Origin of the sequence: Streptomyces sp. GESEQ-4 (assembly GCF_017948455.1) — a bacterium.
Taxonomy (GTDB): Bacteria; Actinomycetota; Actinomycetes; order Streptomycetales; family Streptomycetaceae; genus Streptomyces.
In genome coordinates, this window is the sequence record NZ_JAFFSU010000030.1 from 20,866 (window position 1) to 33,917 (window position 13,052).

At 70.2% G+C, this 13,052-nt stretch carries 13 protein-coding genes; 10 read left to right on the forward strand and 3 right to left on the reverse strand.

Translation table 11 applies throughout. From position 1 onward, the window contains the following. The first annotated feature begins 6 nt into the window (after positions 1-6). The 6 genes from ribH (at position 7) to KCH48_RS36325 (ending at position 4,735) form a co-directional block, all read left to right on the forward strand. The gene (gene ribH, locus KCH48_RS36300; RefSeq protein WP_210581352.1) at positions 7-492 is read left to right on the forward strand and encodes a 6,7-dimethyl-8-ribityllumazine synthase; all 486 of its coding nucleotides are present in this window, start codon (positions 7-9) and stop codon (positions 490-492) included. 34 nt (positions 493-526) lie between these two features. Then, entirely contained in the window at positions 527-799 is a 273-nt protein-coding gene (locus KCH48_RS36305; protein WP_086760055.1) for a phosphoribosyl-ATP diphosphatase, read from the forward strand. Positions 800-844: 45 nt separating this feature from the next. Continuing rightward, positions 845-1,693, forward strand: a complete 849-nt coding sequence (gene hisG, locus KCH48_RS36310) for an ATP phosphoribosyltransferase (RefSeq protein ID WP_210581354.1) — start codon at positions 845-847, stop codon at positions 1,691-1,693. Positions 1,694-1,706: 13 nt separating this feature from the next. Further along, positions 1,707-2,150, forward strand: coding sequence for a PH domain-containing protein (locus KCH48_RS36315; RefSeq protein WP_210581356.1), 444 nt, complete (start codon positions 1,707-1,709; stop codon positions 2,148-2,150). A gap of 174 nt (positions 2,151-2,324) precedes the next feature. Then, the gene (locus tag KCH48_RS36320) at positions 2,325-3,653 is read left to right on the forward strand and encodes a hemolysin family protein (RefSeq protein ID WP_210581358.1); all 1,329 of its coding nucleotides are present in this window, start codon (positions 2,325-2,327) and stop codon (positions 3,651-3,653) included. Then, positions 3,650-4,735 carry a hemolysin family protein gene (locus KCH48_RS36325; protein WP_210581359.1) on the forward strand — a complete coding sequence of 362 codons (1,086 nt, stop codon included), beginning with the start codon at positions 3,650-3,652 and terminating at the stop codon, positions 4,733-4,735. Before KCH48_RS36320 ends, KCH48_RS36325 begins: the two co-directional genes overlap by 4 nt. A 115-nt stretch (positions 4,736-4,850) precedes the next feature. Here the strand turns inward: KCH48_RS36325 and KCH48_RS36330 are convergent, their stop codons facing one another. Together KCH48_RS36330 and KCH48_RS36335 are read right to left on the reverse strand one after the other, a co-directional pair. After that, positions 4,851-6,713 (reverse strand): AAA family ATPase, encoded by a 1,863-nt coding sequence (locus KCH48_RS36330; protein WP_210581361.1) that lies wholly within the window; start codon positions 6,711-6,713, stop codon positions 4,851-4,853. A gap of 472 nt (positions 6,714-7,185) precedes the next feature. Next, positions 7,186-7,800, reverse strand: coding sequence for a uridine kinase (locus tag KCH48_RS36335; RefSeq protein ID WP_374104749.1), 615 nt, complete (start codon positions 7,798-7,800; stop codon positions 7,186-7,188). A gap of 169 nt (positions 7,801-7,969) precedes the next feature. Between KCH48_RS36335 and KCH48_RS36340 the strand changes: the two genes are divergently transcribed. From KCH48_RS36340 to KCH48_RS36350, 3 genes are all read left to right on the forward strand, one after another. Next, on the forward strand, positions 7,970-9,322 hold the full coding sequence (locus KCH48_RS36340) for a peptidase C39 family protein (protein ID WP_210581363.1): 1,353 nt from the start codon (positions 7,970-7,972) through the stop codon (positions 9,320-9,322). Positions 9,323-9,387: 65 nt separating this feature from the next. Beyond that, the gene (locus KCH48_RS36345; protein WP_210581365.1) at positions 9,388-9,534 is read left to right on the forward strand and encodes an SCO1431 family membrane protein; all 147 of its coding nucleotides are present in this window, start codon (positions 9,388-9,390) and stop codon (positions 9,532-9,534) included. A gap of 66 nt (positions 9,535-9,600) precedes the next feature. Then, positions 9,601-10,260: a TetR/AcrR family transcriptional regulator gene (locus KCH48_RS36350; protein WP_210581367.1), complete on the forward strand. Its 660-nt coding sequence runs from the start codon at positions 9,601-9,603 to the stop codon at positions 10,258-10,260. Between the two features lie 57 nt (positions 10,261-10,317). On the opposite strand, the gene KCH48_RS36355 is transcribed toward KCH48_RS36350, so the two are convergent. After that, positions 10,318-11,550 (reverse strand): glycoside hydrolase family 18 protein, encoded by a 1,233-nt coding sequence (locus KCH48_RS36355; RefSeq protein WP_210581369.1) that lies wholly within the window; start codon positions 11,548-11,550, stop codon positions 10,318-10,320. A 320-nt stretch (positions 11,551-11,870) separates the two neighbouring features. Between KCH48_RS36355 and KCH48_RS36360 the strand changes: the two genes are divergently transcribed. Continuing rightward, a complete protein-coding gene (locus KCH48_RS36360; protein ID WP_210581371.1) occupies positions 11,871-13,043 on the forward strand; it encodes an acyl-CoA dehydrogenase family protein in 1,173 nt (390 codons plus the stop codon). Positions 13,044-13,052: the final 9 nt, after the last annotated feature.

Genomic DNA, 13,052 nt, shown 5'->3' on the forward strand with positions numbered 1-13,052 from the left:
AGAGACGTGAGCGGCAAGGGTGCACCGGAACTGTCCGTACGCAATGTCGGGGACCTGCGGGTCGCCGTCGTCGCGGCACAGTGGCACGAGAAGGTGATGGACGGCCTGGTGGACGGCGCCCTGCGCGCCCTGCACGACCTCGGCATCGACGAGCCGACCCTCCTCAGGGTCCCCGGCAGCTGGGAACTCCCGGTCGTCGCCAAGGTCCTCGCGGGTCGCGGCTACGACGCGATCGTCGCCCTCGGTGTCGTCATCCGCGGCGGCACCCCCCACTTCGAGTACGTCTGCCAGGGCGTCACCCAGGGCCTCACCCAGGTCTCCGTCGACACCGGCGTCCCCATCGGCTTCGGCGTGCTGACCTGCGACACCGACGAACAGGCCCTCGACCGGGCCGGGCTGCCCGGCTCCAACGAGGACAAGGGACACGAGGCGGTGACGGCAGCGGTGGCGACGGCGGCGACCCTCCGCTCAGTATCCGAGCCGTGGCGCTAGGTGGGCCGGCACACCGCGTAAAGTGGGCGCCACTATGTCCAAGAAGACGTTCGAGGAGCTCTTCACCGAGCTCCAGCAGAAGGCCGCCACCGGCGACCCCGCCACTTCCCGCACCGCCGAACTGGTCGGGAAGGGCGTCCATGCCATCGGCAAGAAGGTCGTCGAAGAGGCCGCCGAGGTCTGGATGGCCGCCGAGTACGAGGGCAAGGAAGCGGCCGCCGAGGAGATCTCGCAGCTGCTCTACCACGTTCAGGTGATGATGGTCGCCCGCGGCATCTCCCTGGACGACGTCTACGCCCACCTGTGAATCCCCGTCCCCCGCACCACCCTTCGAGCAAAGGAAGCCGACCTCATGCTGCGCATCGCCGTCCCCAACAAGGGTTCACTGTCCGGCCCTGCGGCGGAGATGCTGCATGAGGCCGGCTACCAGCAGCGCCGCGAGTCCAAGGAACTGAGGATCGTCGACCCGCACAACGAGGTCGAGTTCTTCTACCTCCGCCCCCGCGACATCGCGATCTACGTCTCCTCCGGCCGCCTTGACATCGGCATCACCGGACGCGACCTGCTCATCGACTCCGGCGCCAACGCCGAGGAGATCCTCCCGCTCGGCTTCGCCCGCTCCACGTTCCGCTACGCCACCAAGCCGGGCACGGCCAAGGGCGTCGAGGACCTGGACGGCATGACGGTCGCCACGTCGTACGAGGGCATCGTCGCGGGGCACCTCGCCGACCATGGCATCGACGCCTCCGTCGTCCACCTCGACGGCGCCGTCGAGACCGCCATCGAACTCGGTGTCGCCGAAGTCATCGCGGACGTCGTCGAGACCGGCACCTCCCTGCGCAACGCGGGCCTCGAGATCATCGGCGAGCCCATCATGAAGTCCGAGGCCGTCGTGATCCGCCGCACCGGCGAGAACGGCGAGGAGCCCAAGGTGCAGCAGTTCCTGCGCCGCCTCCAGGGCGTCCTGGTCGCCCGGACATACGTGATGATGGACTACGACTGCCGCGTCGAGCAGCTGGAGAAGGCCGTCGCGCTCACGCCCGGCCTGGAGTCGCCGACCGTCTCCCCGCTGCACAACGAGGGCTGGGTCGCCGTCCGCGCGATGGTCCCCGCCAAGGAAGCCCAGCGGATCATGGACGACCTGTACGACATCGGCGCCCGGGCCATCCTCACCACGGCCATCCACGCCTGCCGTCTCTGAGAAGCGTGGAGAAATGTCCGACCTGCCCGCCCTCCCCGTCACCTTCCGGCCGACCCGCACCCGGGCCGTCCTGCTCACCGCCGCTGCCGCGATCTTCGTCGTCATCACCACCGTCGCGCTGCTGCTGGAGCAGCTCAGCCCGGCCGAGCGCCTCAGCTTCGTCTTCACGGCGGCCCTGCTCTGCGGCGTCCTCCTGATGCTCGCCCGGCCGAAAGTGGTCGCTGACAAGACCGGCGTGACCGTCGTGAACATCGCCGGCCGACGGCAGCTGGAATGGGCCGAAATCCTTCAGGTGAACCTGCGTCCGGGCGACCCCTGGGTGTTCCTCGACCTCAGCGACGGCACCAGCCTGCCCGCGCTCGGCATCCAGCCGGGCATCGCCAAGCAGCGCGCCATCGCCGACGCCAGGACCCTGCGGGCGCTCGCCGAAGCACATTCGACGAGGGATCTGACGTAGAACGCCATGTCTTGATTAATCTGTTGGCGGAGGCGTGCTCGTTGCGCCTCCGTCTCTGATGTTCCCCCCGGTCTTCAGAGGCCCCCTGCTACCCGAGGAGTGACTCCTTCCAGCGATGGACGGATCGTCCTGTAGTACCTGCGCCGCCCCCTCCCGACATATCGAGGCGGCGGCATGACCACCCCCTTGCTGCTGCTCGCAGCCGCATTCCTGCTGATTCTCGCCAACGGCTTCTTCGTGGCGGCCGAGTTCGGCCTGGTGACGGTCGAGCGCCCGGACGCCGAGAAGGCCGCCGCCGAGGGCGACAAACGCGCCCGTACGGTGGTCGAGTCGCTGAAGGAGCTCTCCTTCCAGCTCTCCGGCACCCAGCTCGGCATCACCATCACCTCCCTCGTCGTCGGCATGCTCGCCGAACCGGCGCTCGCCCAGCTCCTTGACGGCCCGCTCACGGCGATCGGCATCCCCGACGGTGCGGTGCCCGGCGTCGCCGTGGTCGTCGGCATGCTGCTGGCCTCGGCCGTGCAGATGGTGATCGGCGAACTCGTGCCCAAGAACTGGGCGGTCTCCCGCCCGATGCAGGTCGCGCGTTTCGTCGCCGGCCCGCAGCACGCCTTCGCGCGGCTGTTCCGCCCGGTGATCGCCGGGTTGAACGCGGTCGCCAACCGGCTCGTCCGCACCCTGGGCATCGAGCCCACCGAGGAGCTGGCCTCCGCCCGCACCCCCGGCGAACTCGTCTCCCTGGCCCGGCACTCCGCACGCGCCGGCGCCCTGGAACAGGACACCGCGGACCTGTTCGTACGGACCCTGTCGCTCGCCGAGCTGACCGCACAGCACGTCATGACCCCGCGCGTGAAGGTCAGCGCGCTGCAGTCGTCGGCGACCGCCGAGGACGTCGTCAACCTCACCCGCGCCACCGGTCTGTCCCGCTTCCCGGTCTACCGGGAGCGGATCGACGAGATCGTCGGCATGGTCCACCTCAAGGACGCCCTGGCGGTCCCCTCGCGCGAACGGCTGCGCACCCCCGTCACCCGGATCGCCCAGACGCCCCTGCTGGTCCCCGAGACCCTGCCGGTGCAGCCCCTGCTGGCCCGGCTGCGCAGCGAGCAGCCCATCGCCGTCGTGGTCGACGAGTACGGCGGCACGGCCGGGGTCGTCACCCTGGAGGACATCGTCGAGGAGATCGTCGGCGAGGTCCGTGACGAGCACGACGGTCAGGACGTGCCCGAACTCGCCCCCGCCCCGCCGGAGGACGGCAGGGCCGCGTGGGACGTCGACGGCAGCTGCCGGGTCGACGTCCTCCAGCGCATAGGCCTCGACGTGCCCGAAGGACCGTACGAGACGGTCGCGGGCCTGGTCGCCGACCTGCTCGGCCGGATCCCGGCCGTCGGCGACAAGGCCGAGCTGCCGGGCTGGCGGCTGGCGGTGCGCCAGGTCGGCCACTACCGCGCCGAGCGGGTACGGCTGGTCAGGACGGCCCTCGTCGCCGCGGAGGCCGTCCGATGAGCGTGCTCCAACTTCTGTTCGCCGCACTGCTCGTGCTCACCAACGGCTTCTTCGTCGGCGCCGAGTTCGCCCTCGTCTCCGTACGCCGCAGCCAGATCGAACCGCTCGGCACCGCCCGGGCCCGGCAGGTGCTGTACGGCCTGGAGCGGCTGCCGCAGATGATGGCCGCCGCCCAGTTCGGCATCACCGTCTGCTCCCTGACGCTGGGCGCGGTGGCCGAGCCGACGGTCGCGCACATCCTGGAACCGGTCTTCGAGTGGATCCATCTCCCGCACGCGATGATCCACCCGCTGACCTACGTCATCGCGCTCGCGGCGGTCGTCTTCTTCCACCTCGTCGTCGGCGAGATGCTCCCGAAGAACCTCGCGATGGCGGCCCCGGAGAAGGTCGCGCTGTGGCTCAGCCCGGGCCTTGTCGCCTTCGCCCGCCTCTGCAAGCCGATCACCGTCGCCCTCGGCTTCTGCGCCCAGGGCATCCTGCGGCTCTTCCGTGTCGAGCCGAAGGACGAGGTCGAGGCGGTCTTCACCAGCGAGCAGCTCAACCGGCTGGTGGAGGACTCCGGCCAGGCAGGGCTGCTCGGCCCCGAGGAGCAGGAGCGGCTGGAGGACGCGCTCGAACTGGGCTCCCGCCAGGTCACCGACGTCCTGCTCGGCCGCGAGTCGCTGGTGACGGTCAGTCCCTCGGTCACTCCGGGCCAGATCATCGCGCTCACCGCCCGCACCGGGTACTCGCGCTTCCCGGTCGTCGCCGACAACGGGGCCTTCATGGGGTACCTGCACGTCAAGGACGTACTCGATCTGGAGGAGTCCGAGCGGGCGGTGCCGCAGCGGATCTGGCGGCCGATGACGACCCTGCGGTCGGAACTGCCGCTGGACGACGCGCTGACCGTGATGCGGCGTGCAGCGACCCACCTCGCGCAGGTGGCCGACGGGGCCGGGAAGGTGCTGGGGCTTGTGGCGCTGGAGGACGTACTGGAGCTGCTGGTGGGCGAGGTGCGGGATCCCGCGCACCGCGCGGTGACCGCCGTGCAGAAGGTTTCGGAGCCTCGGTCGGGGGCGCCGGAGGAGGTGCTGGCCAGCTAGGGCTGAGCCCGGCGCTGTGGCGCGGGCGGGTGGTCGCTCGCCCGCGCTTGCGGGGTGCCGCCTGCGCCCACCCGTGCCGCCCCAGGCGGCACGACTGCCCGCAGGCTGGGCCGGTTTACATGGCTGACGGATCCTGGGGCCCCCTCCCCGACAGCACCTCCCCATACGCCTGCATGAGGTCCGGCAAGCGCAACGTCGACAAGTCGTCCCTCGTCAGCGTCCCCGGATAGGCCGACAACCGCAGATCCCGGTACGCGCAGCTCTTCTCGTACAGCGTCCGCAGGAACCGCCCGTTCCCCAGCTCGTCGATCCAGCCCTGGTCGACGACATGCCCGGCGATGGACCGCAGCTCGTCCAGCGCCTCCTCGTCCCAGACGTCCCCGTTCTCCGCGGCCAGTACCTCGCCGATGGAGGTGAGTTCGAGGGGCCGGTAGGAGGGGAAGTCGACGCGGGTGGTGAAGCGGGAGGACAGGCCGGGGTTGGCGGCGAGGAGACGGTCCATGCCCTCGGGGTAGCCGGCCAGGATGACCACGAGGTGGTCGCGGTTGTCCTCGGCCCGCTTCAGCAGCACCTGCAGCGCCTCGTCGCCGTACGCGTCCCCCTTGCCGTACCCGGTGTTGGAGAGCGAGTAGGCCTCGTCGACGAAGAGGACGCCGCCGATCGCGGAGTCGATGAGCTCGTTGGCCTTCACCGCTGTCTGGCCGAGGTACTCGCCGACCAGATCGGCGCGCTGGGCCTCCACCAGGTGGTCGCCGCCGAGCAGGCCGAGGGCGTAGAAGACCCGCCCCAGGATCCGCGCCACCGTCGTCTTCCCCGTCCCCGACGGCCCGGAGAACACGAAGTGCCGCTTGGGCGGCTGGACCGGCAGTCCCTGACCGGCCCGCAGCCGGGCCATGTTCAACTGTGCGGACAGCGCCTTGACTTGGCGTTTCACCGGCTCAAGACCCACCATGCGCTCGAGCTCGGCGAGCGCCTCCTCGAGTAACGCGGGGTCGGTCGGGCCGGCCGGCAGGGGCGGCGTCGGGACGATCGACTTCTCGCGCACCGCCGGATCGATCACCGACGGCAGCGGCCCGGTCGGCGGCAGGTCGGGCCCGGACAGCTTGAGGTCCCTGCCCTCCATGCCGAAGAGCGGGTCGAGGGCGTCCGGCCCGTCGGCGACGTCCTGACCACCGGACAGCGTGATCGCCGCGAGGTCGGTGGCGTCGTCGTATCCGTCGCCCTCGGCGATCGCGGCGAGCCGGGCCGAGGTGTCCATGAAGGCGGGGTCGATGCGGTGCACCGCCCGGTAGAGCGGGAGGGCCGCGGCCGACCGTCCCGTCCCCTCGTGCGCCCGGGCCAGCCAGTAGCGCAGTTCCTTGCGCTGGGGCTGCTCGCTGCGGCAGCGCATCAGGGCCGCCGAGAGAAGGGGTTCGGCCTGGCCGTACATCTCGAGCCGGACCCGGGCCATACCGCCGAACAGGCCCGCTTCGATGCCGAGCATCTGGTCGTCGATCAGCGGGTCGGTGTGCCGGACGAGCTGTTCCCAGTCCTTGACCAAATAGGAGCGGCAGGCGTGCAGAAAGCGGACCTGGTGGTCGGTGTCCACCGGCGGCAGGCCCGCGAGGGCCCGGTCGAGTTCAGGGACGTGGCGGCCGTCCAGCCAGTGGGAGGCGTGCGCGAGCAGCAGATCGCGGGGGCTCTCCAGCACGGGCTGCACCCACCAGCCCAGCCAGTACCAGGAGTTGAGGGTGCGGCGGTGCCGGGCGCGCTGTTCGCCGAAGCGGTCCCGGTGCCGGAACATCCTGAGCAGCGCGGTCGTCGTGTCCACGCGCAGCGCATGCAGGCCCAGCCAGCCGTCGGCCATCCCGGGGTCCATCCGCACCGCGGCCCGGAACTCCTCCTCCGCCTGCGGATAAGCGCCCATCGTGTAGGCATCGACGCCTCGCAGCCAGGCCAGGTCGGCCGGGGCCTCGGGGCCCTGCGTGCCGAAGTCCATCACGTCCCCCCACAAACCGTGCCCCCGTTCGGTTCGCCGCCGGGCCCGGTGCCCGCCGGCATCCTTGGTCGAACCGCCCTACCGCGGACCGGAGTTGCAACGGTGCGCAGAGCAGCCGTCCGAAGGTCGCAACGAGGGCATCGTACCTGCGCAGGTGTCGCCCGCCCCAGGGTGCCGCACAGGCCGTTTGACGAGGTGGGAGCACATGGGGCGCACTCGGCTCGGTGACCGAGGGTGAGCGAATCATGCCGGGCAGCGCCCGAAATGGGCGAAGAGGGCAGAACGAAGCCCCCGATCACGGGGGAACAACCGGGGGCTTCGCGTCTGTGGGCGGCTCTCAAATGACCGCACATTGAGAACGTAAGACCTGTACGGCCCCCCGGTCAAGCCGAGTTGGGGCACTCCGCGAAGTTCAAACGCACGCGTCTTCACAAGTTCAGCACATTGCCGATGACTCGTCACCGTGTGTGACTCAGCGGTCCGGACCAAGCGTTCCAACGGGCCCCGGACACACCTTGTATCCCTTTTCGCACTGTCGTACCAGGAGGTCGGCAAAGGGGCGCGAAGGGTCATCGGCGAAATGCCGCCGCTCGGCCTCGACCCACCCGGCCCAGAACTCCCGCTGTTCCTCCCCGTCCCGGTTCCGCCCCCGCGTCCAGGCATCCTCGTGCGGCAACTCCATCCACAGCAGATGGGCCAGGTACGGGCGCAGTGCCCGGCGTCCGGCGCCGACGCCCTCGACGAGGATCGCGGGTGCGGGCGGCAGCGGACGGTCCGGTCCGAAGCGGCGGGATCGCCAGTCGTACGGGGCATAGCGCGCGGTCCTGCCCTGCGCGAGCGGCTCGATCACCTGGGCCAGCAGCCGGTCCGTCCAGTCGAACAGTTCCTCGTGGCTGGCGATGTCGTCGAGACGGAGCACGGGAGCGCCGCCCAGTGCGTCGGCCAACTGCCCGGCGAACGTGGACTTTCCGGAGCCGGCGTGTCCGTCGATCCCGATCAGACGGACCGGGCCGCAGGACGGGGGGAGTCGGCGGAGCCGGAGGGCGAGGTCGTGAATCGTGAATCCCGAGGGTGGAAGGGGGTCTATTCATTCTAGGTGCGGGGCCGCGCCGCAGGTCGTGACAGTGGTCGACACCAATGTTGGTGGGTGCGGCGTGAGCGGATGTGCTGGCCCGAGCGCATCGCCTCCGTCCATAGTGGGCGCACCACCGTGCACCGGACCTGCCCCGACTCGGACACCTGGGGGTTTGCCGCCCATGAGCAGAGCCGAACAGCCGTCCCGCAGAAGCGTCCTGGCCGCTGCCGTAGTCGCGGCCGTCGCGGGCGGCTCGGCCCCCGCTTCCGCCGAGGATGACGAGGACCCCGCGCAAGCCCAGCCCCGCTTTGTCGACAACCGCGCCTGGACCACGTACGCCGACTGGCGGGGCGGCACCGCCCGCGGCACCCGGGCCGTCGCCGGTGCCCGCCCCGGCGTCGTGCTCGACGCCCCGGCGGGCACCGTCGACTACGCCGACCCGCACACCGGCAGGACGGCCACCTGGGAATACGCGACCTGGACGTCCCCCGTCCACCGGCTCTCCGTCCCCTCGGCCGAGGCGATCGCGTCCTGGAACGCGCACACTCCCGACGCCACCTGGCTCCAGGTCGAGCTGCGGGGGACGTATACGGACGGCACGAACACCCCCTGGTACGTGATGGGCCGCTGGGCCGCCGGTGACCGGGACATCAAGCGCACGTCGGTCGACGGCCAGAAGGACGGCAAGAGCAGCGTCTGGACGGACACCCTCGCGATCGACGACCCGTCGACGGGGCTGCGGCTGGCGTCGTACCGGCTGCGGCTGACCCTCTACCGCAAGCCGGGCGCGAAGAGCACCCCCACCGTGTGGCGGCTGGGCGCGATGGGCTCCGACGTCCCCGACCGCTTCACCGTCCCGGCCTCCACGCCGGGCCTGGCCCGCGAGCTCGCCGTGCCGCGCTACTCGCAGGACATCCACCAGGGCCAGTACCCCGAGTACGACAACGGCGGCGAGGCCTGGTGCAGCCCCACCTCCTCGCAGATGATCATCGAGTACTGGGGTGGTCGTCTCACGGCCGAGCAGCTGGCCTGGGTCGACCCGTCGTACGCCGATCCGCAGGTGTGCCACGCGGCCCGCTTCACCTACGACCACCAGTACGAGGGCTGCGGCAACTGGCCGTTCAACGCCGCCTACGCCGCCACCTTCAAGGGGCTCCAGGGCGTGGTCACCCGGCTCGGTTCGCTCACCGACCTGGAGACGCTGATCGCGGCCGGCATTCCGGCCATGACGTCCCAGTCCTTCCTGGCGAGCGAGCTGACAGGGGCCGGGTACGGGACCGCCGGGCATCTGATGACGGTCATCGGGTTCACGGCGGACGGCGATGTGATCGCCAACGACCCGGCCTCGCCGAGCAACGAGGCGGTGCGACGCGTCTACCGGCGGCGGGAGTGGGAGAACGTCTGGCTCCGTTCCAAGCGGTACAACGCCGCGGGCGACGTCGTCTCCGGCACGGGCGGGGTCTGCTATCTGTACTTCCCGGCGCAGCCGACGGCTCAGCAGCGCCTGGCGCTCGAGGCCGTGGGTGTGGGCTGACGCGTCCGCCGGGCTGTGAGCAAGGTCTCGGCCGCAAAGCCCCTGATGCTGGCAAGGTGGACATCATGACCGCGAACGCAGCCACCGCCTCCCGCGCCCGCGCCCGGACGGGCGGACCCAAGGACGACGGCCCGGAGATCCTCGAACACGTCATGGGCTGGACCCTCGTCGTAGTGGTTGCGATGCTCGTGGCCCAACTCGGGCTGCTGTGACCTGATCCCCTGTTCGACCTGACATACTGCGGATGTCCCGCAGCCCGTTGAAGACCAGGGTCGAAATTGAATATCAGCCATCAGCGCGACACCGCGCACCCCCGGGTGCGCGGCACCGAGCGCTCGCTGGCGCGTCGCGCCGAACTCATCGCCATCGGGCGGAAGTTGTTCGCCGACACGTCCTACGACGCGCTCTCGATGGACGACATCGCCCGGCAGGCGCAGGTGGCCAAGGGGCTGATCTATTACTACTTCCAGTCCAAGCGCGGCTACTACCTGGCGATCATCAAGGACTCCGTCGCCGACCTGGTCACCTACGCCGCGAGCGGTCTCCAACTGCCGCCGGTGGACCGCGTCCACCGCACGATCGACAGCTATCTGCGCTACGCCGAGCACAACCAGGCCGCCTACCGCACCATCGTGAGCGGTGGCGTCGGCTTCGACGCCGAGGTGCACGCCATCCGGGACGGGGTGCGCGAGGCGATCGTCGCGACCATCGCCGAGGGTGCGTACGGCCGCAGCGACATCGCCCCGCTGGCCCGCATGGGCCTGCTCGCCTGGGTGTGCAGCGTCGAAGGCGCCGCCCTGGACTGGATCGACCGCCCCGAACTCTCCCGCGACGTCATGTGCGAACTGCTGGTCAAGTCGCTGGGCGGCGCGATGCGCGCCATCGAAGAACTGGATCCGGCCTACCCCGCTCCCCAGCCCGCCCGCCGCGACACCTGAACAGCCCGAGGGGCGGAGGTCTCGTGGTCCCCCGCCCCAAGCCCCCGTGGAATCGGGCTACTTGATCGCCTTGATCAGCTCGCCGCCGGTCGTGTCACCGCTCAGTTCCCAGAAGAACGTGCCGCCCAGACCCTGCTGGTTCTTGTACGTCATCTTGGTCGCGATGGTGGCGGGGGTGTCGTAACTCCACCAGTTGGACCCGCACTTGGCGTACGCGGTGCCGCCCACGGTGCCGGTCGCCGGGCACGTGGTCTTGAGCACCTTGTAGTCCTCGATGCCGTCCTCCCAGGTGCCGTCCGCCGGGCCGGTCGCGGTGCCGCCGGGTGCCGACTGGGTGACGCCGGTCCAGCCGCGGCCGTAGAAGCCGATGCCGAGCAGCAGCTTGGAGGCGGGAATGCCGAGGCCCTTGAGCTTCGCGATGGTCGCCGAGGAGTGGAAGTCCGCCTTCGGGATGCCGTTGTACGAGGTCAGCGGGGAGTGCGGTGCGGTGGGGCCCGCCGCGTCCCAGGCGCCGAAGAAGTCGTAGGTCATCGGGTTGTACCAGTCGACGTACTGGGCCGCGCCCGCGTAGTCCGCCGCGTCGATCTTGCCGCCCGCGGTCGCGTCGGCGGTGATCGCCGCGGTGACCAGGTTGCTCGCGCCGAACTTGGCCCGCAGTGCCTGCATGAGGTTCGTGAAGGCGGCCCGGCCGCTGGTGTCGCAGGTGGCGCCGCAGGCGTTCGGGTACTCCCAGTCGATGTCGATGCCGTCGAAGACGTCCGCCCACTTGGAGTTCTCGACCAGGTCGTAGCAGGACTGGGCGAACGCGGCGGGGTTCTTGGCGGCCTCGCCGAAACCGGCCGACCAGGTCCAACCGCCGAAGGACCAGAGGACCTTGAGGCCGGGGTGCTTCTTCTTCAGCTCGCGCAGCTGGTTGAAGGTGCCGCGCAGCGGCTGGTCCCAGGTGTCGGCGACACCGTCCACCGACTCGGCGGCGGTGTAAGTCCGTTCGGTGGCCGCGTAGTTGTCGCCCGCCGCGCACTTGCCGCCGGTGACATTGCCGAAGGCGTAGTTGATGTGGGTGAGCTTGGCCGCCGAGCCGGAGGTCTCGATGTTCTTGACGTAGTACTTGCGGTCGTAGGTGCCCCACTCTGTGAAGTAGCCGATCACTTTGGACCCGGCGGCTGCCTTCTTGGTGGGTTCGGCGGTGGCGGTGCTCGCGCCGGCGAGGAGTCCCGCGCCGAGGACGGCGCAGCAGACGGCGGACATCAGTGCCCGGAACCGGGCGCGGGGACGGTGGGGACGGTGCATCGGGTGTCTCCTCGTGGGGGAGGGAGCGCGGGCCGATTGGCATGAACGCGGTGAAGCGGTGATGCGCCAGAGTAGGAGGACTAGACCAGTAGGTCAATGGTTCGGACCAATTTCCGCTGCCTTGAATTTACCTGGAGTAAGCGGTCGTTAACTGGTGACGGAGAGCCTTCGATCGGGCATACTCACAGCGCAGAGCCGCTGGTCAGAACCTTCCGCAACCCGGGAGAACCCGAGCGTCGGCCCGCATCGAGACAGACCGTCGGAGCCGCCCCACCCACCAGGCGAGCCCGTCAGTGCCCGTCAGGGAGGAGAGCGTCGCCATGACCGACCGCACCCCGCAGCCGGTGGACCGACAACTACCCACGGACGAGGCACGGGATCTGCTCGCCCTCGTTCGTGACATCGCTCAGCGCGAGATCGCCCCGAAGGCGGCCGAGGAGGAGGACGCCGGACGCTTCCCGCGCGAGATCTTCACCCTGCTCTCGGAATCCGGCCTCCTCGGACTGCCGTACGACTCCGAGTACGGCGGCGGCGACCAGCCGTACGAGATCTACCTCCAGGTCCTCGAAGAGCTGGCCGCGGCCCGGCTCACCGTCGGCCTCGGCGTGAGCGTCCACTCCCTGTCCTGCCATGCGCTCGCCACCTACGGCAGCAAGCAGCAGCAGGTCGAGTTCTTGCCCGACATGCTCGGCGGCGGACTGCTCGGCGCGTACTGCCTGTCCGAGCCGTCGTCCGGCTCGGACGCGGCCTCACTGCGTACGAAGGCCGTGCGGGACGGCGACGACTGGGTGATCACCGGCACCAAGGCCTGGATCACCCATGGCGGGGTCGCCGACTTCTATACGGTCATGGCCCGCACCGGAGCGGAAGGCGCGCGCGGGATCACCGCGTTCCTGGTGCCCGCCGACGCGGAGGGGCTGAGCGCGGCGGCGCCGGAGAAGAAGATGGGCATGAAGGGGTCGCCGACCGCGCAGGTCCACTTCGACGGGGTGCGAGTGCCCGACGAACGGCGGATCGGCGACGAGGGGCAGGGCTTCGCGATCGCCCTCGCCGCGCTCGACTCCGGGCGGCTCGGCATCGCGGCCTGCGCCATCGGCCTGGCTCAGGCGGCGCTCGACGAGGCGCTGGCGTACGCCACCGGACGGCAGCAGTTCGGGCGGCCGATCTCCGACTTCCAGGGGCTGCGCTTTCTGCTCGCCGACATGGCGACCCAGCTCGAGGCGGGCCGGGCGCTGTATCTGGCGGCGGCGCGGCTGCGGGACGCCGGCCGGCCGTTCGCCAAGCAGGCCGCCATGGCCAAGCTGCACTGCACCGACACGGCGATGAAGGTCACCACGGACGCCGTCCAGGTCCTCGGCGGGTACGGCTACACGGCCGACTTCCCGGTCGAGCGCTATATGCGTGAGGCCAAGGTGCTGCAGATCGTCGAGGGCACCAACCAGATCCAGCGGATGGTCATCGCCCGTCATCTCGCGGGTCCCGAGACCCGCTGACCTGACTCA